This is a genomic window from Aquabacterium sp. TM01, assembly GCF_057808345.1.
Genome location: NZ_AP046529.1, coordinates 2,069,053 through 2,091,580, shown reverse-complemented (window position 1 = coordinate 2,091,580; position 22,528 = coordinate 2,069,053). Strand labels below are relative to the sequence as shown.

General features: G+C 64.5%; 26 protein-coding genes. 7 read left to right on the top strand and 19 right to left on the bottom strand.

Annotated features, from left to right (window positions below; all coding sequences use genetic code 11):
• Positions 1 to 96 precede the first annotated feature (96 nt).
• Complete coding sequence (locus tag AC3WW4_RS09590; protein ID WP_488828184.1) at positions 97 to 1,116, bottom strand: inositol monophosphatase family protein; 1,020 nt, start codon at positions 1,114 to 1,116, stop codon at positions 97 to 99.
• A gap of 179 nt (positions 1,117 to 1,295) precedes the next feature.
• Between AC3WW4_RS09590 and AC3WW4_RS09585 the strand changes: the two genes are divergently transcribed.
• Both AC3WW4_RS09585 and cysE read left to right on the top strand, forming a co-directional pair.
• Positions 1,296 to 2,057 (top strand): RNA methyltransferase, encoded by a 762-nt coding sequence (locus AC3WW4_RS09585; RefSeq protein WP_488828183.1) that lies wholly within the window; start codon positions 1,296 to 1,298, stop codon positions 2,055 to 2,057.
• A gap of 131 nt (positions 2,058 to 2,188) precedes the next feature.
• A complete protein-coding gene (gene cysE, locus AC3WW4_RS09580; RefSeq protein WP_488828182.1) occupies positions 2,189 to 2,983 on the top strand; it encodes a serine O-acetyltransferase in 795 nt (264 codons plus the stop codon).
• A gap of 102 nt (positions 2,984 to 3,085) precedes the next feature.
• On the opposite strand, the gene AC3WW4_RS09575 is transcribed toward cysE, so the two are convergent.
• The 4 genes from AC3WW4_RS09575 to yjgA form a co-directional block, all read right to left on the bottom strand.
• Entirely contained in the window at positions 3,086 to 3,856 is a 771-nt protein-coding gene (locus AC3WW4_RS09575; protein WP_488828181.1) for an SDR family oxidoreductase, read from the bottom strand.
• 42 nt (positions 3,857 to 3,898) lie between these two features.
• Positions 3,899 to 4,984 carry a phosphotransferase family protein gene (locus tag AC3WW4_RS09570; RefSeq protein ID WP_488828180.1) on the bottom strand — a complete coding sequence of 362 codons (1,086 nt, stop codon included), beginning with the start codon at positions 4,982 to 4,984 and terminating at the stop codon, positions 3,899 to 3,901.
• A 78-nt stretch (positions 4,985 to 5,062) separates the two neighbouring features.
• Positions 5,063 to 5,686 (bottom strand): molybdopterin adenylyltransferase, encoded by a 624-nt coding sequence (gene mog / locus AC3WW4_RS09565; protein WP_488828179.1) that lies wholly within the window; start codon positions 5,684 to 5,686, stop codon positions 5,063 to 5,065.
• On the bottom strand, positions 5,683 to 6,270 hold the full coding sequence (gene yjgA, locus AC3WW4_RS09560) for a ribosome biogenesis factor YjgA (RefSeq protein WP_488828178.1): 588 nt from the start codon (positions 6,268 to 6,270) through the stop codon (positions 5,683 to 5,685). The genes mog and yjgA overlap by 4 nt, the downstream gene beginning before the upstream one ends.
• Positions 6,271 to 6,312: 42 nt before the next feature.
• Between yjgA and pmbA the strand changes: the two genes are divergently transcribed.
• Positions 6,313 to 7,701 (top strand): metalloprotease PmbA, encoded by a 1,389-nt coding sequence (gene pmbA, locus AC3WW4_RS09555; protein ID WP_488828177.1) that lies wholly within the window; start codon positions 6,313 to 6,315, stop codon positions 7,699 to 7,701.
• A gap of 147 nt (positions 7,702 to 7,848) precedes the next feature.
• On the top strand, positions 7,849 to 8,313 hold the full coding sequence (locus tag AC3WW4_RS09550; RefSeq protein WP_488828176.1) for a YbaN family protein: 465 nt from the start codon (positions 7,849 to 7,851) through the stop codon (positions 8,311 to 8,313).
• A 39-nt stretch (positions 8,314 to 8,352) separates the two neighbouring features.
• Here AC3WW4_RS09550 and AC3WW4_RS09545 read toward each other — a convergent pair whose 3' ends face one another.
• The 9 genes from AC3WW4_RS09545 to AC3WW4_RS09505 form a co-directional block, all read right to left on the bottom strand.
• A complete protein-coding gene (locus tag AC3WW4_RS09545; RefSeq protein ID WP_488828175.1) occupies positions 8,353 to 8,706 on the bottom strand; it encodes a protein tyrosine phosphatase family protein in 354 nt (117 codons plus the stop codon).
• Positions 8,707 to 8,760: 54 nt separating this feature from the next.
• Complete coding sequence (locus tag AC3WW4_RS09540; RefSeq protein ID WP_488828174.1) at positions 8,761 to 9,207, bottom strand: GatB/YqeY domain-containing protein; 447 nt, start codon at positions 9,205 to 9,207, stop codon at positions 8,761 to 8,763.
• A gap of 135 nt (positions 9,208 to 9,342) precedes the next feature.
• Positions 9,343 to 9,555 carry a 30S ribosomal protein S21 gene (rpsU, locus tag AC3WW4_RS09535; protein WP_007833691.1) on the bottom strand — a complete coding sequence of 71 codons (213 nt, stop codon included), beginning with the start codon at positions 9,553 to 9,555 and terminating at the stop codon, positions 9,343 to 9,345.
• Positions 9,556 to 9,884: 329 nt separating this feature from the next.
• A complete protein-coding gene (gene folK, locus AC3WW4_RS09530; protein WP_488829720.1) occupies positions 9,885 to 10,415 on the bottom strand; it encodes a 2-amino-4-hydroxy-6-hydroxymethyldihydropteridine diphosphokinase in 531 nt (176 codons plus the stop codon).
• Positions 10,416 to 10,417: 2 nt separating this feature from the next.
• A complete protein-coding gene (pcnB, locus tag AC3WW4_RS09525) occupies positions 10,418 to 11,998 on the bottom strand; it encodes a polynucleotide adenylyltransferase PcnB (protein WP_488828173.1) in 1,581 nt (526 codons plus the stop codon).
• Positions 11,995 to 12,663 carry an HAD family hydrolase gene (locus AC3WW4_RS09520; RefSeq protein WP_488828172.1) on the bottom strand — a complete coding sequence of 223 codons (669 nt, stop codon included), beginning with the start codon at positions 12,661 to 12,663 and terminating at the stop codon, positions 11,995 to 11,997. Before AC3WW4_RS09520 ends, pcnB begins: the two co-directional genes overlap by 4 nt.
• Positions 12,660 to 13,448, bottom strand: coding sequence for an HdaA/DnaA family protein (locus AC3WW4_RS09515; protein WP_488828171.1), 789 nt, complete (start codon positions 13,446 to 13,448; stop codon positions 12,660 to 12,662). The genes AC3WW4_RS09520 and AC3WW4_RS09515 overlap by 4 nt, the downstream gene beginning before the upstream one ends.
• Positions 13,449 to 13,486: 38 nt before the next feature.
• Positions 13,487 to 14,566 (bottom strand): AI-2E family transporter, encoded by a 1,080-nt coding sequence (locus AC3WW4_RS09510; RefSeq protein ID WP_488828170.1) that lies wholly within the window; start codon positions 14,564 to 14,566, stop codon positions 13,487 to 13,489.
• A gap of 78 nt (positions 14,567 to 14,644) precedes the next feature.
• The gene (locus tag AC3WW4_RS09505) at positions 14,645 to 15,412 is read right to left on the bottom strand and encodes a hypothetical protein (protein ID WP_488828169.1); all 768 of its coding nucleotides are present in this window, start codon (positions 15,410 to 15,412) and stop codon (positions 14,645 to 14,647) included.
• Between the two features lie 157 nt (positions 15,413 to 15,569).
• Between AC3WW4_RS09505 and plsY the strand changes: the two genes are divergently transcribed.
• Together plsY and AC3WW4_RS09495 are read left to right on the top strand one after the other, a co-directional pair.
• A complete protein-coding gene (gene plsY / locus AC3WW4_RS09500; RefSeq protein WP_488829719.1) occupies positions 15,570 to 16,187 on the top strand; it encodes a glycerol-3-phosphate 1-O-acyltransferase PlsY in 618 nt (205 codons plus the stop codon).
• Positions 16,184 to 16,600 (top strand): glutaredoxin family protein, encoded by a 417-nt coding sequence (locus tag AC3WW4_RS09495; RefSeq protein WP_488828168.1) that lies wholly within the window; start codon positions 16,184 to 16,186, stop codon positions 16,598 to 16,600. The genes plsY and AC3WW4_RS09495 overlap by 4 nt, the downstream gene beginning before the upstream one ends.
• On the opposite strand, the gene AC3WW4_RS09490 is transcribed toward AC3WW4_RS09495, so the two are convergent.
• From AC3WW4_RS09490 to dcd, 4 genes are all read right to left on the bottom strand, one after another.
• Positions 16,561 to 17,190, bottom strand: coding sequence for an L-threonylcarbamoyladenylate synthase (locus AC3WW4_RS09490; protein WP_488828167.1), 630 nt, complete (start codon positions 17,188 to 17,190; stop codon positions 16,561 to 16,563). The two genes, AC3WW4_RS09495 and AC3WW4_RS09490, sit on opposite strands and share 40 nt — an antisense overlap.
• Positions 17,191 to 17,251: 61 nt before the next feature.
• A complete protein-coding gene (locus tag AC3WW4_RS09485; RefSeq protein WP_488828166.1) occupies positions 17,252 to 18,109 on the bottom strand; it encodes a 3',5'-nucleoside bisphosphate phosphatase in 858 nt (285 codons plus the stop codon).
• A gap of 25 nt (positions 18,110 to 18,134) precedes the next feature.
• Complete coding sequence (locus AC3WW4_RS09480) at positions 18,135 to 18,530, bottom strand: DUF1801 domain-containing protein (RefSeq protein WP_488828165.1); 396 nt, start codon at positions 18,528 to 18,530, stop codon at positions 18,135 to 18,137.
• A 238-nt stretch (positions 18,531 to 18,768) separates the two neighbouring features.
• Complete coding sequence (gene dcd, locus AC3WW4_RS09475) at positions 18,769 to 19,338, bottom strand: dCTP deaminase (protein ID WP_320367047.1); 570 nt, start codon at positions 19,336 to 19,338, stop codon at positions 18,769 to 18,771.
• 167 nt (positions 19,339 to 19,505) lie between these two features.
• On the opposite strand from dcd, the gene AC3WW4_RS09470 reads away from it, so the two are divergent.
• The gene (locus AC3WW4_RS09470; protein WP_488828164.1) at positions 19,506 to 20,768 is read left to right on the top strand and encodes a nitrate/nitrite transporter; all 1,263 of its coding nucleotides are present in this window, start codon (positions 19,506 to 19,508) and stop codon (positions 20,766 to 20,768) included.
• A gap of 24 nt (positions 20,769 to 20,792) precedes the next feature.
• Here AC3WW4_RS09470 and AC3WW4_RS09465 read toward each other — a convergent pair whose 3' ends face one another.
• Positions 20,793 to 22,526 carry a bifunctional protein-serine/threonine kinase/phosphatase gene (locus tag AC3WW4_RS09465; protein WP_488828163.1) on the bottom strand — a complete coding sequence of 578 codons (1,734 nt, stop codon included), beginning with the start codon at positions 22,524 to 22,526 and terminating at the stop codon, positions 20,793 to 20,795.
• Between the last annotated feature and the right edge of the window lie 2 nt (positions 22,527 to 22,528).

The following is a 22,528-nucleotide window of genomic DNA, read 5'->3' as shown; positions in this document are numbered from 1 at the left end:
GTCAGTCCCGCCTGCAGCGGCGTCAGCGGTAACGGTCAGCGTTGTCCAACAAAAAAGGGCCTCACGGCCCTGGGTTGTGACGCAGGAGGAAGCCCCTCAGAACGGCGCGTCTTTGTCGGCGCGGACTTCAGCCGCCTTGGCCGCCGCCGTGATGCGGGTGCGCTTGGGCTGGTCTTCACCGCTGGCGGCGAGCTTGGCAGCTCGCGCGGCGTCTTCGGCTTCTTGCAGCGTGGCAATCAAAGCGTCGTCTTCCGGATCGCTCTCGCCTTCTTCGTCCGCAGCGCCATCCAGCGGGCTGACTTCTTCAGGGATGACGCGGGTGTACTGCGCCAAGGTCTTCACCAGCTGGCCGTAGATACGGGGCGTGCCAGCCACGATTTCGCGCTGGTACATGAAGTCGGGCTCGCCGGTGAAGTTGCCGACCAGGCCACCAGCTTCGGTGATGATCAGCGAGCCTGCGGCGATGTCCCAGGGGCTCAGGCCAGTTTCAAAGAAACCGTCATAGAAACCGGCGGCGACGTAGCACAGGTCGAGCGACGCGGCGCCCGGACGACGCAGACCGGCGCACTGCACCATGACGTCCTCGAACATCTTCATGTAGCGCTGGAAGTTGTCGCCCTTGCGGAAGGGGAAGCCGGTGCCAATCAGGGCTTCGAGCATGCGGGTGCGCTTGGACACACGGATGCGGCGGTCGTTCAGGTAGGCACCCTTGCCACGCGAGGCGTAGAACAGGTCGTTGCGGCTGGGGTCGTACACGACCGCTTGCTGCACCTGGCCACGGAAAGCCAGCGCGATGGAGACCGCGTACACGGGCAGGCCGTGGATGAAGTTGGTGGTGCCGTCGAGGGGATCGATGATCCAGACGAAATCGCTGTCCTTGGCCCCGTGAGTGCGCCCCGATTCTTCGGCCAGGATGCCGTGGCCGGGATAGGCCTCCAGCACGGTGGCGATGATCACGTCTTCTGCTGCCTTGTCCACCTCGGTCACAAAGTCGTTGTGCGACTTGGACACCACTGTGAGGCGCTCGATGTCGAGCGATGCCCGGTTGATGATCGCCCCGGCTGCGCGAGCAGCTTTGATGGCGATGTTGAGCATGGGGTGCAGGGTTTGCGACATGGTTTAACCTTGGATACCGGCCAATGAACCGGACCGGAAAAGCGGATGACCACCGCGCACAGCTAGGCTGTTCGCGGACAGGGAAAGGGCGCAGCGGTGATCAAAGAGCGAGGGGAAACGATAATTCTATAGAAACCCCGCTTTTTTTGCATCCCCTTTTTCACGGATTCCCCTGCGTCATGACCGTTTCCACCACAGGCTCAGCCGGGCTCGGCCCCGATCCCACCCGCTTCATCCTGATTGGCACCAGCCATCCGGGCAATGTGGGCGCGACCGCGCGGGCCATGAAAGTGATGGGTTTTTCTGATCTGGTGCTGGTGCGCCCCCGCTTTGCCGACGTGCTGAGTCAGGAGGAAACAGTGGCCCTGGCCAGCGGCGCCGCCGACATCCTGGTGCGCGCCCGCATCGTTGACACCCTCGCAGAAGCCCTCGAAGGGGTCACGTATGCCATTGGCACTGCGATGACCCCGCGCGACTTTGGCCCCCCCACCCTCACCCCCCGTGAGGGTTTGGCGGCACTGGCCAGGCAGGAGCCGGCGCAGCGCGTGGGTTTTGTGTTTGGCAGCGAACGCTACGGCATGGCCAATGAGGACGTGTACCGCTGCCACGCCGTCATCAGCATCCCCACCAACCCCCACTATGGCTCGCTGAACCTGTCGCAGGCTGTGCAGCTGCTGTCCTATGAATGGCGCCAGGCGCTGGGCGGCTTTCCGGTGCAAGCCCGCACGCCCTCCCCTGATCTGGCCGATGGTCAGGCAGTGCAAGGCGCGCTGAGCCACTGGGAGCAGGCCCTCGTCGCGCTGGATTTTCTGGATCCCAAGGCGCCCAAGAAGCTCATGCCGCGCCTCAATCAGTTGCTCAACCGGGCCGAGCTGCGACAGGAAGAGATCCATGTGCTGCGGGGCATGGCCAAGGCCATCCTAGATCGCTGTGGTGAGTGAGGGTGGCGCACCGCCCTGCCCCGGTCACGCCAACTGGCGATGCACCCGGATGTGACGCCCAGATGCGGGGCGGGTTTTTGCCGCCCCGCTACACTGGCAGACCCTGATACGAAAAACAAATAAGCCACTCCATGCTCTTCGCCAGACTGCGAGAAGACGTCGCCTGCATCCTGGAACGTGACCCTGCGGCACGCACCGCCTGGGAGGTCCTGACCTGCTACCCCGGCTTGCATGCCCTCACCTTCCACCGTGGCGCGCACTGGTGCTGGACGCATGGTTTGAAATGGCTCGGGCGCTGGGTTTCGCACTGGTCCCGGTTTTTCACAGGCATCGAGATTCACCCTGGCGCGCAGATCGGACACCGCGTGTTCATCGACCACGGCATGGGCGTGGTCGTGGGCGAAACGGCCATCGTGGGCGATGACTGCACCATCTACCAGGGCGTGACCCTGGGTGGCACGTCCTTGAGCAAAGGCACCAAGCGCCATCCCACCTTGGGCAAAGGCGTGATCGTGGGCGCCAATGCGCAGGTACTGGGCGGTTTCACCGTGGGCGATGGCGCGCGCGTGGGCTCCAACGCCGTGGTGACCAAAGAAGTGCCTCCGGGTGCCACGGCCGTGGGCAACCCGGCGCGCATCATCGTCAAGCAAGCCGCCGTCGACGCCAAGCAGGCCGAGCGCGAGGCCGTGGCGGCCCGCATGGGCTTTTCGGCTTACGGCGTGACCGGGGGCGACGACCCCTTGTCGCAAGCCCTCAAGGGGCTGATCGACCATGCCGCCGGCCACGAGCACCAGATCACGCAGTTGTGGCGCGCCATCGAGAAGCTGGCCGACTGCGCGCAGACCCAGACCGGGCGTGACTGCATGCCCGACGACGCGCAAAAGACCGAAAGCTTTGACGCGGACGGGCTCAACAAGCTGGTGTGAAGCACAGCCCGCCTGAGGCAAGCTGCAAACGACAACGGGGTCCTGATGGACCCCGTTTTGCATGAGCCGGGCGCCTGCAGTGCGCCCCCGTCTCCAGACAGATCAAGCCAGCAGGTAGCCGCCGTCCACGTTCAGGCAGGTGCCGGTGGTGTAGCTGGCCGCATCCGACGCCAGGTACAACGCCGCGCCGGCCATTTCCGACGGCTCGGCCACACGGTTCATCGGGGTGTGGGCCATCACCATTTTCAGAATCATCTCATTGCTGGTGAGGGCCGACGCAAACTTGGTGTCGGTGGCGCCGGGCAGGATGGCGTTCACACGCACCTTCATCGGGGCACACTCTTTGGCAAACGCGTGCGTCATCGAGATCACGGCCGCCTTGGTGATGGAGTAGATGCCCTGGGCCATACCCGGGATCACGCCATTGACTGAGGCGATGTTGATGATCGAGCCGCCACCGTTCTTGTGCATCAGCTTGGCACCACCCGAGCACATGAAGAAGTAACCGCGGATATTCACATCCACAGTCTTTTGGAACGCGCCCAGGTCGGTGTCGGTGATGTGACCGAAGTAGGGGTTGGTGGCCGCGTTGTTGACCAGAATGTCCAGGCGGCCGAACTGCTGTTCGATGGCTTTGAAGGTCGCGTCGATCTGCTCCAACTCGCCCACATGGCAGGCCAGCACCGAAGCCTTGCCGCCCGCTTCACGGATGGAGGCTGCCACGGCTTCGCAGGGCTCGGCCTTGCGGCTGGAAATGATGACGTGGGCGCCATGGGCGGCCAGCAGGCGGGCGATGGCCTCGCCAATGCCACGGCTGGAGCCTGTGACCAGGGCGATCTTGCCGGTCAGATCGAAGGTGTTGGGAATGCTCATGTTGGCTGTCTCAGAATGCGATGAAAAGGCAAGGCTCAGGGGTCACAGCGCCGACTTGGCGATGATGCCCAGGCAACGCTGTTCCAGGTACTTCACGAAGGGGCCGAAGGTGGCGAACACCGGGTTGCGGGCGTTGCCTTCTTTGAAGCGCTTGTAGATCTGCTGGGCAATGCCAGCCAGGCGGAACAGGCCATAGACCGTGTAGAAGTCGAAGTTCGCGACGCTGAAGCCGGTCTTCTCGCCGTAGTAGCGCACCACCTCGTCACGGGTCAGCATGCCGGGCGCATTGGTGGGCTGGCGGCGCGAGTTCTGCATGAACTTGTCGTCATCGGCCTGCACCCAGTAAGCCAGCGAGCTGCCCAGGTCCATCAACGGGTCGCCCAGCGTGGCCATTTCCCAGTCCAGCACACCGATCACCTTGAGCGGGTCGTTCACGTTCAGCACGACGTTGTCAAAGCGGAAGTCGTTGTGGATCAGGCTGATCGCCACTTCCTGCTGGGGCTGCTTGTCATGCAGCCATTGCATGACCGCCTCGAAGTCGCCCACGTCGTCGGTGCGGGCGGCGCGATAGCGCTTGGTCCAACCTTCGACCTGCCGCGCGACATAGCCCTCGCCCTTGCCCAAGCTGTCCAGGCCGGCGGCCTGGGGATCGAGCTTGTGCAGGTCGATCAGGGTGTCGAGCACGTTGAGGCACAGCTGGCGGGTCTTGGCCTCGTCCAGCCCTAGCTCGGGCTGCAGGTTCTGACGGGGAATGACGCCCACCAGACGCTCCATCACATAGAACGGTGCGCCGATGACCTCGTTGTCTTCGCAGATGGCGAAGATCTCGGGCACCTTGGCATACACCGGTTTGAGCTGGCGCATGATCACCGCCTCACGCACCACATCGTGGGCAGACTTGGCGATGTGGCCGAACGGTGGGCGACGCAGGATCAGGTCGGTGTTGGCGTACCGCACCAGATAGGTCAGGTTGGACGCGCCACCGGGGAACTGTTGCAGTTCGGGCTCGCCCTGCAGGTCCAGGCCCTGCCCTTTCAGGTAGGCGGTGACTTTCGCCAGGTCCACCTCTTCACCGGCGCGCACCTGGCCGGCATGGTCAATCAGTGTCTCGTTCTTGACGTCGCTCATGGGCGGGTGTCTCCTCTTTGGATCAAGGAGTGTAGAAAGCCGCCCTCAATGAATCAAATGAATTATCTGAATCTGCGCTCATTTGCAGGGTGCATGACCCGGGGGCCGGATCGCCGACTTGGGGCGAAACGCGGTACACACTTCGGGCCGACTTTCGATGTACGGGCCACCGATCAGATCCAGGCAATACGGCACGGCCGCAAAAATGCCAGCCACCAGCGATTTGCCGTCGCCATCTTTCAGGCCTTCCAGCGTCTCGGCAATGGACTTGGGCTGGCCTGGCAGATTCAGGATCAAGGCCTGCTTGCGGATCACCGCCGTCTGGCGCGACAGGATGGCAGTGGGCACAAAGCGCAGGCTGATCTGGCGCATCTGCTCGCCAAAGCCGGGCATTTCCTTGTCAGCCACATCCAGGGTGGCTTCCGGCGTCACATCGCGTGGTGAGGGGCCCGTGCCGCCCGTGGTCAACACGAGATGACAAGCTGCCTGGTCCACCAAATCGCGCAAGGTGTCAGCAATGACGTCGCGCTCGTCGGCGATCAGGCGGGGCACCCATTCAATGGGGTTGCACACCGCACGACCCAGCCAGTCCTGCAAGGCCGGCAGGCCCTTGTCCTCGTAAACCCCGCTGCTGGCGCGGTCACTGATGGACACGACGCCAATGCGGACGGTGTCGAGCCCTGCCAACGACGCCGAGCTCATGCGCCCTCGCCTTGATCTGCGGCCGCGCCGTCGTCGCCCTGCGCTTCCATGGTGCGCTTGATGAACTGGAACAGCTCGCGGAAGGCCCGGCCGCTGCGCTTTTCGGGCTCCAGCGCCGCATCCTTGCGGGCGTTGCGAATCAGGGTGCGCAGCTGTTGCACGTCGGTGTCCGGGAAGTCGGCCACCCAGCGGGTGACGGCATCCTTGTCATCGGCGATCAGCTCGGCGCGCCAGCGTTCGGCCTGGTGCAACGCCAAGGCGTTGTGGGCATGTCCCAGTTGGTACTGCGCCACGGCTTCACGCAAAGGCTCGGCATCGATCGTGCGCATCACCTTGCCAATGAACTGGATCTGGCGGCGTTTGCCTTCGAACGAGCGCGTCGTCTTATAACCATCCAGAGCGTCGCGCAGGCGCTCAGGCATGTCGATTTCAGCCAGGCGGCTCGCAGGCATGTCCAGCAGTTGCTGGCCCAGCTCCTGCAAGGCCAGGCTGGCACGCTTGAGCATGCTGCGGCTAGGCGGACGGTCGTCCAGGTCGTCCTCGGGATCGAACCCGTCGTGGGAAGGGGAATGTTTCGAATTCATGTCCTCGCTATGATACGGGTGCTCTCATTCACAAACCACAACATGGCCGTCAAATCCAGCAAGTCCTCCGAAAAGCCCAATGGCTTTGCCTACAGCCGCGAGCAATTCCAGCAACTGATTGAAGATACCCTGGGTCTGGCCCGCAAATTGGGCGCCTCCGATGCGGCCGCCGAGGTCTCCGAGGGCATGGGCCTGTCGGTGTCGGTGCGCAAAGGCAAGCTGGAAAACGTCGAGCGCAACCGCGACAAGACCATCGGTGTGACGGTGTACGTGGGGCAGCGCCGCGGCAATGCCACCACCTCTGACTTTTCGCCCCAGGCGCTGGAGCAAACGGTGCGTGCCGCTTACGACATCGCCCGCTACACCGCCGAGGACCCTGCGGCTGGCCTGCCCGACGCCGAAGACCTCGCCACACCGCGCCAGGCCAAACGTGACCTGGACCTGTTCCACCCCTGGGCGATCGATGCCGAAGGCGCCGCCGAGCTGTCTCGCCGCTGCGAAGAGGCCGCCATGTCGGTGGACCCCCGCATCACCAATTCCGAAGGCGCGGGCGTGTCAGCGCAGCAGTCGCACTTCTGGGCCGGCAACAGCCGCGGTTTCCGTGGCGGCTATGCCAGCTCGCGCCACTCGCTGTCGGTCTCGCCCATTGCCGGGCGTGGCAACGACATGCAGCGCGACTTCTGGTACACGTCCGAGCGCGATGCCCGCGACATGGCCAAACCTGAAGCCGTGGGTCGCTATGCCGCCGAGCGCGCCCTGTCGCGCCTGAAGTCCCGCAAGATTGCCACCTGCGAGGTGCCGGTGCTGTTCGAAAACACCCTGGCCGCTGGCCTACTGGGTGGGTTCGTGCAAGCGGTCAGTGGCGGTGCGCTGTACCGCAAGGCCACCTTCCTGGTCGACAGCCTGGGCAAGCCCGTTTTCCCCAAGCACATCGACATCCTCGAAGACCCGCACCAGCTCAAGGGCAAGGGCAGCGCGCCGTTCGATGACGAGGGCGTGCTGACCCGCAAGCGCAAGGTCGTCAAGAATGGCGTTGTGCAGGGCTACTTCCTGTCGAGCTACTCGGCACGCAAGCTGGGCATGCACACCACCGGCCACGCCGGCGGCTCGCAAAACCTGGTCATGAGCAGCAAGCTGACCGACCCGAAGGACAACCTCAAGGCCATGCTCAAGAAGCTGGGCACCGGCCTGTTCGTGACCGAGCTGATGGGCCAGGGCGTGAACTATGTGACCGGCGACTACTCCCGTGGGGCCGCCGGCTACTGGGTGGAGAACGGCAAGATCGCCTACCCGGTGCATGAGATCACGATTGCAGGCCACCTGGGTGAGATGTTCCAGCAGATTGTGGCCGTGGGGGCCGACGCCTACACCTATGGCAGCAAGACGGTGGGCTCGGTCTTGATCGAGAAGATGAAGATCGCCGGCCACTGAGGGCTCATCAAGGGGCTCAGGCACGCCAGGCGCGTGCAAATCACGCAGAACAGGGCCCTCTAGGCCCTTTTTTGCTTTTCAAGCCTGCCCAACAGGATGACAATGAGATGACAAAGGATCACAGCCATCCACGCGGGAGGTCAGTTCATGGTTCAGCGTACCTTGCACAGCATGCCGGCCGATATCGGTCACGGCATCCGCCCGCTGTCGAGCCCGCTCGCGCAATCGGACTGGGGTGAGCGCGCCCTGCAACGCACTTGGCGTTCGGTGGGCGGGCTGTGTGTGCTGATCGGGTTGGTCAACGCCTTTGTCCCGGTCTTGCCGACCACGGTGTTCCTGCTGATCGGGGCTTGGGCATACGGCAAAGGCGATCCGGCTTTGCGTGAGCGCCTGTTGAGCCACCCTCGCTTCGGACGCAACTTGCGCCTGTGGGTCGACAAACGCCAGATCACCCGACGCGGCAAGGTGGCCGCCATTGCGGGGATTTCGGTGAGTGGCGCCATCACAGCAGCCACTCTGGGGTCCCGCCCTTTGAGCTGGGGCATTGGGGCCGGCCTGCTGGGGCTGTGCGCCTACTTGGCCACACGCGCCGAACCAGGCCCAACGCACTGACCCATCCCGGGTTGGCGTAGGGCCGTCGCGTCGCTGGCTTCAGTCTTCGAGCGAGATCGCCTGCTGGTACAGCCTGGTCGAGCGCGCGCCGCTGCGGCAGAACATCAGCAAGGGGCGCGGCAAGGACTTCAGCAGGGCCGCGCATTGCGCGATCTCTTCAGGCGACTGATAGCCGCCTTGCACCGGCAGGTGGGCGTACACCAAGCCGGCAGCCTGGGCCGCGGCTTCCATGGCGGCGCTGGTGGGCTGATCCGGGCCCCCTTCAAAATCAGGCCGGTTGTTCAGCACCGCTTTGAAACCCGCTTCGGCCGCCGACGCCATGGCTTCGGGGGTCAGTTGGGGGGCGGTATAGACATCTTCGGCAATGGCTTGCAGGGGCACGGAGTCACTCATGGTCAGGCTTTCAAACGGTGAGGCTTGTCATTGTGCCCGTGTTCATGGCCGTGATCAGCCGGCGAGCGCAGCCTTCACGGCGGCAGACACCACACCCATGTCAGCTTGACCTGCCAGGCGCTGTTTGACCGCACCCATGACCTTGCCCATGTCGCCGGGGCCGGAAGCGCCCAGCTCGACCACGATGGCCTTGACGGCCGCATGGACCTCGTCGGCGCTCAGGCGTTGCGGCAGGTAGGCTTCCAGCACGACGATCTCGCTTTTTTCCTTGTCGGCCAGATCCTGGCGGCCACCGCCCTCAAATTGCTGCGCGGCATCCTTGCGCTGCTTGATGAGCTTGTCGACGATGGCGACGATCAGGGTGTCATCCAGCTCGATGCGCTCGTCCACTTCCTTTTGCTTCATGGCGGCCAGCAGCATGCGGATGGTGTTCAGGCGCTCGGCTTCCTTGGCGCGCATGGCGGCCTTCATGTCGTCGGTGATGCGTTGCTTGAGGCTCATGGTGAGGTCCTGTGTCAAAAATCCGTGTCAGAAAAAGCAAAAGCCCGCATGGGCGTCCCCGCGCGGGCTTTGGTCTTGACCTGCATGCCTGTTGCGTGAACGCAAGAGGCGAAAGTCAGACAAGCAAAGAAGCGATCAGTACAGCTTCTTGGGCAGCTGCATGCTGCGCACGCGCTTGTAGTGGCGCTTGACGGCGGCAGCCTTCTTGCGCTTGCGCTCAGCCGTGGGCTTCTCGTAGAACTCGCGGGCGCGCAGGTCGGTCAGCAAACCCAGCTTTTCAATGGTGCGCTTGAAGCGACGCAGGGCAACGTCAAACGGCTCGTTTTCTTTGACACGGATGGTCGTCATTACAAAATCACTTTCAGGATGAATGCATTCAAAGGGCCTGCACATGGCCACCAGCCTTGCTCATTCAGTACGCCACACAAGATCGGTGAAGATCTGCAATGACTGCCACCAGGGTCTGGGCCCGACCCCGTGTTCCACGTCCGGAATTCGCGGATGGATACGGGCTGACCTGTCTCGGTGTGCACAACGTGGCTGAACACGCTCAACTGGCGGACTTCTTTGCAAACATGCAACAAGCCCCACCAACAAAGCCTGAGATTCTACTCTGTAATCGGGGGTTATTCCAGCGATTTGGCAAATTGCCAGACCAGAACCCCAAAAAAACAAGCTCAGAGCGACTCACTCAGGCGAACAATGCCTTGCTCACTCGCCAGTGTCGCCCGGGCAGAAGCATCTGGCAAGCGTGGCAAGGGGGAAAACGGCTCAGGGGCCAGCGTGTCCAGCACCTCGACCAAGGGCTCCAGCACAAATGCGCGGCTGCTCATGCGTGGGTGTGGCACCGTCAAATGAGGTGTCTGCCGCACGGCATCGCCATGGCACAGCAGGTCCAGATCGAGGGTGCGAGGGGCGTTCTGGTAGGGGCGCTCACGGTCGCGGCCGGCTTCGAGGGCATGCAATGCGCCGAGCAGCTCGCGCGGCCCCAGTGCGGTCTGCACCACCGCCACCGCGTTGAGGTAGTCGGGGCCGGTGGCCTCGACCGGGCGGGTCTGGTAGAGCGACGACACCGCCTCCAGGCGGGTGCCGGGCAGCGCGCTCAGCCCTGCCAGTGCCGCACGCAAATGGGCGCGCACGTCACCCAGGTTGCCCCCCAAGCCGATGCAGGCCCGAAAGCGCGGCACGGCAGCGAGGGCGCCGGGCACACTCACTCAGCGGCTCCACCGTTGGCCGCGCCTGCACCCTCCCCGGCCGGCTTGCGGCGGCGACGGCGGCGTTTCTTGGCGGGGGCGGCATCGTCGAAGCTCGCCTCGGCACCGCCGGAGGTGGGTGCACGGTGGCTGGCAGCAGGGGCCGAAGCGCGGGATTGGCGCTTGCCAGCCTCTTGCTTGCGGGCGGTTTCGAGCAGGTCTTTGCGCTCGTCGTGGTCGGCCAGTGAGAAGGCCTCCCACCAGCTGGACAGTTCCGCGTCGGCCTCACCCGCTTGGGCACGCAGGCGCAGGAAGTCAAAACCAGCGCGGAAACGCGGCTGCTCGACCAAGGTGAGAGGCGCGTTGCCAATGCGACGGTCGAAACGCGGCTGCATGGTCCAGATCTCGCGCATGTCGGCGGCAAGCTTGCCGCGGCCCGAGATGTCGCCAATGCGGGCGTTGAAGACTTCGTCGGTGGCGGACTGCAAGGCCGGGAACGGTGGCTCGCCTTGGGCCTGATTGCGTTTCCACAGCTCCAGCACGTCATGCCACAGCAGGCAGGCGAGCAGGAAGCTGGGAGCGACGGACTTGCCTTCGGCCACGCGGCGGTCGGTGTCGTCCAGGGCCAGCTTCACGAACTGGTCGCGGCCCGGGTGGCGACGCACTTCGTCGAACACCGCGTCCAGGATCGGGAACACGCCCTTGTCCAGGCCTTGCTTGCGCAACTGATCGAGCGAGGCCGATGCGTGCCCGGTCTGCAGCAGCTTGAGCATTTCGTCGAACAGGCGCGACTGCGGCACGTTGCTGAGCAGCTCGGCCATGTCACGCAGGGGTTCGCGGGTCTTGGGTTCGATGTCAAAGCCCAGCTTGGCCGCAAAGCGCACCACGCGGACGATGCGCACCGGGTCTTCGCGGTAACGCGTTTCCGGGTCGCCGATCATGCGCAGCACGCGCTTCTTGGCGTCCTTGATGCCACCGTGGTAGTCGACCACGACGCCGGTGTGCGGGTCGTAGTACATGGCGTTGACGGTGAAATCGCGGCGTGCAGCGTCCTGATCTTGCGGGCCCCAGACGTTGTCGCGCAGCACACGGCCGCTGGCGTCCACCACGTGGGTCTTGTCGGCCAGGTCCTTGCGTGATGTCTTCTCGTTGCCGGTGACCTGCTCGGCTGCGGTGGCGTCCAGATAGGCGCGGAAGGTGGAGACCTCGATGACCTCGTTTTCACGTCCACGGCCGTAGACCACGTGCACGATGCGGAAGCGCCGGCCAATGATGAAGGCGCGGCGGAACAGGCTCTTGACCTGCTCGGGCGTGGCGTTGGTGGCGACGTCGAAGTCCTTGGGGCGATGACCCAGGATCAGGTCGCGTACAGCGCCGCCCACGATGTAGGCCTCGTAGCCGGCGTCCTGCAGGGTCTCGACCACGCGGCGGGCGCGGTCATCGACCAGGGTGGCGTCAATGCCGTGTTCGCTTTGCGGGACGTCCACGCGCTTGCCGACGGGGATGCGCGGTGCCTTGGCGGCGCGGCCGCCGGATGCGGGGCTGCGCTTTTTGGCCGGGTCTTTGCCCAGGATCTTGTCTATAAAGCTCTTGATCATGCAAACAGTCTAAGGATGCGCCAGCCGCGTTCGCGGGCCACGTCTTCCAGCGCGGGGCTGGGATTGGTGGCTACCGGATCGTTGGCACGCTCCAGCAGGGGCAGGTCGTTGGGAGAGTCACTGTAGAAGCTGACGCGATCAAAATCGCTCAGTTGCCGGCCGAGGCCGGACAGCCATTGTTCCACACGCGTGATTTTGCCTTCACGGAAGGACGGCACGCCATCGATTTCACCGTTGACGCGGCCTTCGGTGTCACGCACCAGGCGCACGGCGATCAGGTCGCTGACGTTGAAGGCGTCGGCGATCGGGCGGGTGACGAATTCGTTGGTGGCGGTGACGATGGCGAGCAGATCGCCCTGGGCGCGGTGCTGCTCGACCAGCTCCAGCGCCTGGGGCTGCATGGCGGGGTAGATCACCTGCTCCATGAAGGCCTGTTGCAAGGCCTGTTGGGCGGCTTCGCCCATCTGGCGCCACACGCTGGTGGTGAAGCGGATGTAGTCGGCCAGCACCAGCGTGCCTTCGCAGTACTGCTGATAGAAACCGTCGTTGGTCTGGCGGTAGGCGTCACCATCGGTCAGGCCCTGGCGGATCAGGAATTCGCCGAACTCGTGGTCAGAATCGAGCGGCAGCAGGGTGTGGTCAAGGTCGAACAGGCACAGGTTCATGGGGTCTCCGCGGCCAGCATTTGTTTCAGCAAGGGAACCGTCAACACACGATGCTCGGCCAGGGCATAGCGGTCCAGACGGTCCAACAGGTTCATGAGAAAAGCCAGGTCGCGGCTGTAGCGGGTGAGCAGGTAAGAGACGAGGTCGTCGCCCAGGGCCATGCCCCTGCGGTTCGCCTCGCGCTGCAAGGCGGCGCGCAGGCCGTCTTCGTCCAGCGGAGACAGTGCAAAGGTCAGGCCCCAGCCCAGACGTGTGCGCAGGTCGTCGCGCACGGGCAGGTCCACGGCCGGCACGGCACCCGCGGCCATGATGTAGAGCGGTCCGGTGGCGTCTTCGTCGGGGGTGGCTTCGGGCAGGAGCGAGGCTTGCTGGGGCGCCTGAGCGCGGGCAGCCTGAGCCGCCTGAGTGGCGGCCGACTCGATGAAGAGGTTGAAAGCCAGATGCTGGTGGTTGGCATCCAGGGCTTCGCATTCGTCGATGAGGGCCAAGGTGGGCAAAGCAGGCGCGGCCGCATCCCACATCTGGCAGGTATGGGCGTTGAGCCAGATGACCCCCCACCCTCGCGCCAAGGTGGGCTCGATCATGGCGCGCAGCAGGTGGGTTTTGCCCGATCCCGGGCCGCCCCAGAAGTAGGCCGGCGAGCGCAGGCCATCCACTTCGGGCCAGATGCGCAGCCAGCTGAGTGCCTCGGCATTGGGCCCTTGCACGAACTCATCGAGCCCCAGCACATTGGTGGGTCCCAGATCCAGCGGGATCTGACGCATGGGGCCGCTGCTGGCAGCCATGCCACTTTCGTCGGGCCCGGTCACGCTCGAAAACAACATCATTCGGTCAGAAAGAAAGCACCGTTGCGGTAGGCGTTCAGGATGTGGCGACCCAAGACTGTGGCCAGGGCCGCACAGGGCAAGGCGATGAGCAGGCCCAAGAGGCCCAGCCATTGCCCGAACAGCATCAAGGCCAGGATGACCCCCAGGGGGTGCAGGCCGATGCGCTCGCCCACCAGGCGAGGCGTGAGATAGAAGCTCTCGATGACCTGGCCGGCACCGTAGACCACAGCCACGCCAATGAGGGGCTGCCAGAGCCCCTCGCCTGCGGCGCTGAACTGCAGCACGCCAGCCAGCAGGGCCAGCACCAGGCCCAGGCCAAAGCCCAGATACGGGATGCACACGGCCAGCCCGGTGAACACGCCAATGGGCAAGGCCAGGTCAAAGCCGAACAGGAGCAAGCCGAGGCTGTAGTAGCCCGCCAGGATGACCATCACCCACAGTTGTCCGCGCAGATATTGGCCCATCAAGGTGTCGGCCTCGTCCATCAGGGCGTTGACACCCCGACGCCAGCGGTGCGGAATCAGGTCGCGCAGCGGCGGCATCATGCGATCCCAGTCGATCAGCCAGTAAAACGCCAGCATGGGAATCAGCAGCCCCAGGCCCACGAGGTTGACCAGGTTGCCGCCGCCGATGACCAGGGACTGCCACAGTGTGGCCCCCCACTCGGCACCGTGGTTCTGGAGCAGGTCCATCAGTTGGGTCTTGACCTCGGCGATGCTCTGCGGCACCGGCAGGCCGAGCTGGGCCAGATGAGGTGCAATTTGCAGCCACCAGCCCACCAGCAGATCAGGCAACTGGGCCTTGAGCATGGGGGCCAGCTTCGACACGATGGGCACCAGGAGCACGAACACCACGACGCCGGCCAGCACCACGGCGAGCACGCAGGTCATGGCGGCGAGCGCACGCGGGCAGCGTCGCTTCTCCAGCGCATCGACGGCCGGACGCAGGACGTAGGCCAGGATGACGCTGATGACGAAGGGGAGCAAGATGGTGGCGTGCCACCAGATCAAGCCCGCCGCGACGGCGGCCAGCAGGCCCCACAGCCAGCGCGAAGAGGAAGTTCGAATTGGACTCATCTGCCGGGGATTCTATCGACCTCCCCTGCCGAACGCGCCCACCCGGCGTTCAGGATGACAAATGAGCGGGGCGGGCTGTCAGCGGGGCCGCTCGTAGACGGCGCGTCGCGCCTCTTCCAGGGCCGCTTCGAGCTGTGCGGGGTTGCGCTGAGCCTCGGGACGGGCCTGGTAGTCGGCCACGATGGCCGCCTCGCGGCGTTTGTATTCGGCACGTTGCGCGGCCTCTCGGGACTGTTGTGCGGTGTCCACGGGGGGCATGGCCTGCGCCAAATCGGCCTGGACGAGGGCCAGCCGCTGTTGGCGCTGTGCCTCATCGGGCACGAGATCGGCAAGCAACGCCTGTTGCAAGAGTGTCACCTCGCCGGCACCCATCTCGCCCTGCCGCACGCGCTCAGGCAGTTGAGCGAGCAACTGCTCGGCCAGCCGATGGCGCCCCGCTGTGTCGGGCGAGTTCTGCAAGCCTTGCCATTGTGCAAAGCCCTTTTGGAAACGCAGATAGCCGACCAGGCGTGCCAGCTCGCGCTCGGGCTGCGCCTCATCGGCGGTGGCCGACTGGAGCGTGGCCCACTCTTTCGCGCTGAAGTCGGGCGGGCGGGTGCCGTCCGTCGGCACTGGGGCGGTGAGCACCACCTCAGGCGCTGGCAGGCCCACGTCGCCACGCACAACCGATTGGGCCTGCGCGGGCTTTGGCTGCGCGACGCCGGATTCTTGCTCGGCGCTCCACCACCCTGCCACGACGAGCACCAAGGTGCCAAGGGTCAGGGCCATCACCCAGGGGCGTTGCCAAAGTTTGGGTTGCTCGTAGGAAATCATGGCCTGGGCGTGCGCACATCGTCGGTCGGTCAAGGTGGCCGCGATTGTCACCAGTCGCCTGCGCACCCGGCATGGGAAAAACCCGCCACGCATCCAGGGGCAGGCCGGTGCCGGTGATGCACCCACTACACTGGCGAGTTGTTGCGATCTTTGTCTTTCAAGCATGAATTTGCCTAGCGTTGACCCCCTTGTGCTGAGCGTCCTCGGGGCCGTTGTCGGTTACCTGATTGGCTCCCTGTCGTTTGCCGTGATCGTGAGCCGCTTGTTCGGGCTGGCGGACCCCCGCAGTTACGGGTCGGGCAACCCCGGAGCGACGAACGTGCTGCGTTCGGGCAACAAAGGCGCGGCCATCTTGACCCTGGTGTTCGATGCCCTGAAAGGCTATGTGCCGGTTTGGGTGGCCTTGCGGATGGGCTTGAGCGAGACCGTGGTGACCCTGGTGGGCCTGGGCGCCTTTGTCGGACACCTCTGGCCGGTGTTCTTCAAGTTCGAAGGGGGCAAGGGTGTGGCCACGGCGGCAGGTGTGTTGCTCGGCTTTTCGGGTGCCTTGGGCGGGCTGGTGTTGCTGGTCTGGGTGCTGATGGCGGCAGTGTTCCGCTACTCGTCCCTGGCGTCTCTGTCGGCGGCGGTGGCCGCACCCATCGTGCAGATCGTGGGCTGGGGCTTTGGCCCTTTGAGCATCGGTGTGATCGTGATGAGCGCGCTGCTGATCTGGCGTCATGACGCCAACATCCGCAAGCTGCTGGCCGGTCAGGAAAGCAAGCTGGGGCAGAAGGCCAAACCTGCGGCCCCGACCGAGCCGCAATGACGCATCCTGGCGTCACGCCGACTCGCCCCTCGTGGATGGGGCTGGTGGCCGTTCTGCTGCTGGTGGTTGGAGGCATGCAGGCCTGGTCATGGTGGCGGCACGAGCGCCAGGGCGAGGCCGTGAAGGCGCTGGTCCAGCCGGGTCAGATCACCATGTACACGACCACCACCTGCCCTTACTGTGCCAAGGCCAAGGTGTGGCTGAACGGGCATGGCATTCCCTGGCGGGAGTGCAACATCGACCTGGACGCCACCTGCCGCACGACGTATGAGGCGCAAGGCGCACCGGGGGTGCCGTTGCTGCAGGTACGGGGACACTGGCAACTGGGGTTCGATCCGCAGTGGCTGGCGCGCGCCCTGCAGACCGAGGCGCGTCAGCCCAGCCCCAGCACCGACAGATCGCCGCGGCCCTGACGCACCACTTCGGGCTCGCCGCCCTTGCTGAGGTCGATCACCGTGGTCGGCGTCATGGCGCAGGCCCCGGCGTCCACGATGGCCTGGATGCGCTTGTCGAGCGCCTCGCGGATCTCTTCAGCGTCGTTGAGCGCGGTGTCGTGGTCCGGCAGGATCAGGGTAGTGGCCAGCAGGGGCTCGCCAATCTGCTCCAGCAGCCCTTGGCAGACGGGGTGCTCAGGCACACGCAGGCCGATGGTGCGGCGTGAGGGGTGCGAGACCCGACGGGGCACCTCTTTGGTGGCTTCGAGAATGAAGGTGAACGGCCCCGGGGTGCCCAGCTTCAAGAGGCGGTACTGCTGGTTGTCGACGCGGGCATAGTTGGCCAGCTCGGACAGGTCGCGGCACAGCAGCGTCAGCAGGTGACGGTCGTCCACACCCCGCACGCGGCGCAGAGCGTCCACGGCGGCTTTATCGTCAAGGCGACACACCAGGGCGTAACTGGAATCGGTCGGGATGGCCGCGATGCCGCCCTTGGCCAAGATGTCGGCGGCCTGCTTGAGCAGGCGGATCTGGGGCTGAACCGGGTGAACTTCGAAGTATTGAGCCATAGCCTGCGAGCCTACAACTTTCCGGTCGCGATGGCGAGTGTCAAAGGCGGCGCTGTGGCACTCAGGGGTGCTGAATGCGGTGCGCCAGCGCCTCCCACACCGGGGTCACGCGCTTGGGCAAGGCGGGCAAGGTGCCCAGGTCGGTGTGACTTTCATTGGGGTCGTGAAAGTCGGAGCCGCGCGAAGCCAGCAGGCCGAACTCGCCTGCCAGGTCGGCGTACTTCTGGTACTCGGGCACCGTGTGGCTGCCGGTGACCACTTCCACACCGAGTCCGCCCAGGGCCTTGAACTCGGTGAACAGCGCGAACTCTTCGTTGGGCGTGAGGTCATAGCGTCCCGGATGGGCAATGACGGCCACACCGCCCGCTTGGGTGATCCAGCGCACGGCGTCACTCAGCTTCGCCCATTGGTGTTTGACGTAGCCGGGCTTGCCCTCGGTGAGGTAGCGTTTGAAGACGTCGGGCAGTTCCTTGCACAGGCCGATTTCGACCATGTAGCGGGCAAAGTGGGTGCGCGAGATCAGATCGGGGTTGCCAACGTATTTCAGAGCCCCGTCGAACGCGCCTTGCACGCCCACCCGCTCCAGATCGGCCGCCATGGCGCGGGCACGTTGTTCACGACCGCCTCGGGTTGCCGCCAGGCCTTGCACGAGGTCAGCGTGGGCGGCGTCAAATCCCAGGCCCACGATGTGCACGGTTTCCCCCGCGAAAGTCACGGAGATCTCGCTGCCCGTCAGATAGCTCATGCCCAGGCGATGGGCAGCGTCACGGGCCCGGTCTTGCCCGCCGATTTCGTCGTGATCGGTCAAGGCCCAGAGTTCGACCCCATTGCGATGCGCGCGCGCTGCAACCTCTTCGGGCGACAAGGTGCCGTCCGACACGTTGGAGTGACAGTGGAGGTCGGCGTTCAAGGTCTGCATGGACGCAATGCTAGCAAGCGACCGATTAACCCCACCGGTGACTGGCTCGGTGGGCTGCAGCGGCGGCCGCCTGCAGGCTGGCCAGGGTCAGCTCGCGCACCAGCTGCTCATTGACCGGCTGGCGATAACGCGACTTGATGTGGCGCATGCCCTTGCCAGCCCCCTCCAGCTCGGGAAACTCCGGCACCAGGGCCACGCCGTTGAAGATCTGGAGGTGGGCGTTCATCTTGAACAGCGCGATGGCCATCACGTTGTCGTGCTCGTTCATGAAGCACAGATTGCCCCACTTGACCTCAGGGCGCAGGTGCGGCGCCACGGACAGGATGGCCCGCTGCATGGCTTGCGCGGTTTCGCGCTGCTCGGGGCGCAGGCTGTCGTAGAACGCGTTGATCAACGCAGGGGATTGGAGCGGTCGGCGCATCGGGGGTGGCTCAGTGAAAATGGGTACAACAAACGATATCCCTGCGCGCTCACCCCCTCCCATGAGTCTGATGACTCGGCCGTGAGTGCGCTGCCCGTGCGACTTCCTTCTGGAATTTTTTGTATGAGCCCGAGCGGATCCGGGATGAGAAACCAAGGGTTTCCCAGGAGCCAGATTCTAAAAGACCGGCGGTAACCCCACACGTGTGTCAGGCGCTGCCAGTCTGATGACGATCATGTCATGTCTTGGGCAAGGTGACGCCCGTTTGCCCTTGGTATTTGCCACCTCGGTCACGGTAACTGGTCTCGCAGACCTCGTCGCTCTCGAAAAACAACACCTGGGCGCAGCCTTCACCCGCGTAGATTTTGGCGGGCAAGGGGGTGGTGTTGCTGAATTCGAGGGTGACGTAGCCTTCCCACTCGGGCTCGAACGGCGTCACGTTGACGATGATGCCGCAGCGGGCGTAGGTGCTCTTGCCCAGGCAGATGGTGAGCACGTTGCGCGGAATGCGGAAGTACTCGACCGTGCGGGCCAGTGCAAAGCTGTTGGGCGGGATGATGCAGACATCGCTGTTGATGTCCACAAAGCTCTTCTCGTCGAAGTTCTTGGGGTCGACCACCGTGGAGTGGATGTTGGTGAACACCTTGAACTCGGGCGCGCAGCGAATGTCGTAGCCGTAGCTGCTGGTGCCATAGCTGACGATTTTCTCGCCTTGGGCATTGGCGCGAATCTGGCCCGGCTCGAAGGGTTCGATCATGCCGTGTTCTTCCGCCATGCGGCGAATCCAGCGGTCTGATTTGATGCTCATGCAATCTCCTGTTTCACTGGCGTGATTGTGCTTGATTCACGGGCACCTGAAACGCAGGCGCGACGCACCATGTCGATGCGTCCTGAGATGGCACGGAAATCGCATGCAGTCGGCGCACAAAACAAGCGCACACCCGGACGGGTGATGCACCACACGCTGAGGTTCCCATGTCAGATTTCAAAGCCTTTTTGAGGTCGGGGCACGCCCCGACTTTGTTCGCGTCTTTCCTCTATTTCGACTTCACGTTCGCGATCTGGGTGCTGAACGGTGCCATGGCGCCGTTCATCAGTGAAGCCTTCAACCTGACCCCGGCCGAAAAGGGCTTCATGATTTCCGTGCCGATTCTGGCGGGGGCCTTGATGCGCTTCCCGCTGGGGTTGCTGTCTCAGTACATCGGACGCAAGAGTGCGGCGATGGTGGAGATGGGGCTCATTGTGGTCGCCCTGTTGTTCGGCTTCTTCTTTGTGGACACCCACAGCGAAGTGCTGGCCATGGGCGTGTTGCTGGGGATTGCCGGCGGCAGCTTTGGCATCGCCTTGTCGCTGGGTTCGGGCTGGTTCCCGCCCAAGTACAAGGGGCTGGCCATGGGCATCGCCGGCGCAGGCAATAGCGGCACGGTGCTGGCCGTGTTGTTTGCCCCGCCCCTGGCCACACACTTCGGTTGGCAGGCGGTTTACGGCATGGCCGCGGCCACGATGGTGCTGCCCATGATCGTGATGGCCCTCGCCGCCAAGGAACCCCCTGATCGCGAACACCAGACCTTCCGTGAGCACACCGCCTGTCTGTACGAGAAGGACGGTTGGGCCTTCAGTCTGATCTACGTGATCACCTTTGGTGGCTTCATCGGTCTGGCGAACTTCCTGCCGACCTACTTCTATGACCAGTTCAAGGTGAGCAAGATCGAGGCAGGCCAGTTGACCATGCTGGCCACGCTGATGGGCTCGGCCACGCGGGTGCTGGGTGGCTATATCTCTGATCGCTGGGGTGGCATCACCACGCTGACGGGTGTGTTGGTGTTGGCGATCATCACTTTGGTGGTGTGTGGCGCCATGGGTCAGAGCCTGGCCCTGACCACGCTGCTGTTCATGCTGTGCTTTGCTGCGCTGGGTGCCGGCAACGGCGCCCTCTTCCAGTTGGTGCCCTTGCGCTGGCCGGTGACGACGGCGGTGGCCGGCTCGATGATCGGGGAGCTGGGCGCCTTGGGCGGCGGGTTCATTCCCAATGCGATGGGCTTGTCCAAGCAGCACTTCGGCACGTACTTCTATGGCTTCCTGGCGTTTGCTTTGCTGGGGGTGGCGGTGCTGGTGATGATGCGGGTCATGCAGCTGCGCTGGACGCGGACCTGGGCTGAAAAGGGTGGCCGCGCGCGCACCACGGGCGCCCTGGCCACGGCCTATGGCAGCCAGGGCAGCACGCAGAACGCGGCCTGATCGGGTGCTGAGCCCTCACCAGGCTCAGCCCTTGGGCAGGAACACCAGCCAGTAGATCAGCAGCAGGTTGACGAGCACCGAGATGCCCAGCGCCATTTGCCAGATGGCGGCCGGATCTCGGGTGAGCAAGGGGGTGGACAGGGGCGCATTGATGGGCCGAGAGGCGCCGCGCTCTAAAGCCAGCAGGATCTCTTCTGCCGTTTCAAAGCGCTGGCGCGGATCGCGCGCAATCGCTTTGAGGATGAGGTGATCCAGCCAGATGGGCACATCGGGGCGCATGCGGGAGGGGGCCACCGGATCACGTTTGTAGCGCCCGATCTGGTAGGGCTCGATGTCGCCATAAGGCAGCTTGCCGGTGAGCCACTCGTAGAGCGTCACACCGAAGGCGAAGAGGTCGCTTTGGCTGCTGGCGCGGGCCGCCTCGGCATCGTCACCCCACTGTTCGGGGTTCATGTAGCTGGGGGTGCCCGCATGGAGCACACGCAAGGCTTCGGGCTCTTTGCCTGACAGGGCCACGCCCAGATCCAGAATGCGCCATTGCCCGTCGTCACCCAGATGGATGTTGTCGGGCTTGATGTCCCTGTGGATGACCCCATGCTGGTGCAGGCGCCCCAGGGCACGCACCAGAACCGTGGCCCCGTCCACCACATCGGTGACGGTGAAGCGCTGCTCCTTGCCGAGCATCTCGCCCAAGGTGATGCCGGGGTGCCAGTCAAACAGTGCATAAAAGCAGCTGGCGTCCTGGCGCTCGTGCACACGCACCAGGCCTCGGGCGTCGCGTTCGGTGACACGCGCGCCCAGCCAGGCCTCGTGGGCCAGCATGGCGCGCTCTTGCGGGTCATTGGCCCGCGCTTCGTGGAGGGTTTTGAGCGCAAAGCGCTGTGCGGTGCCCAGGTCTTGCACCCGATAGAGGCGGTGCACGCCATTGGCGAAGACACAGTCTTCCACCCGCATGCCGTCAATCACCTCCCCGGTTTGCCATCGCGGCGGAGTGGGCAACTGCCGACCACGTCGCTCCGCATCTTCCAGTCGGGCGGCCGTGAGGCCTTTGATGCGCAACACCACGGCCGTGGCGTTGTCACGCCCCCCTGTGGCCAGAGCCTTGTCCACCAGGGCATCGGCCGCTTGCTGTGCCCCGCCCTCCTCTGCCAAGGCCTGCAAGGTCTTGCGTTTGAGGGCGCCATGCACCCCGTCGCTGGTGAGGACGAAGGTGTCACCGATCTGAAGCTCCCCGGTCAGGTATTCGACCCGCAAGGCATCGTCCAGTCCGACCGCACGCGTCAAACCGTTTTGAAATGGCAAGGTGCCCAGGGTGTGGTCCTGCGTCAATTGGGTGCATTCACCACCACGCACCAGATAGGCGCGGCTGTCCCCCACATGGGCCAGCACATATCCGTGCCCGCGTAGCACCAAAGCGGTGAGCGTGCACATGCCCGCGCGTCCGCCGTCTCGCTGTCCCACGCCTTGACGTCGGCGGTTATGGTCGACCAGCCAGGTGTTTTGCGCGGCGATGATCCGGTCGAGTGCGACCGTGGTGTCCCACGTGGCAGGGGTGGCGTAGTAGTCATTGAGCACCGCGTGGACGGTGCTGCGCGCCGCTTCGCGCCCGCCGCCCCCGGCCGACACGCCATCGGCCAGCGCCGCCACCACGCCCCAGGGCACCTCGTCTCCACGGGGGTGCGCCACCTGTGCGCAGTCCTCCAGTTCGGTGCGGGGCCCGATGCGACAGGCCAGGCCGACTTCCACGTCAAACGTCATTC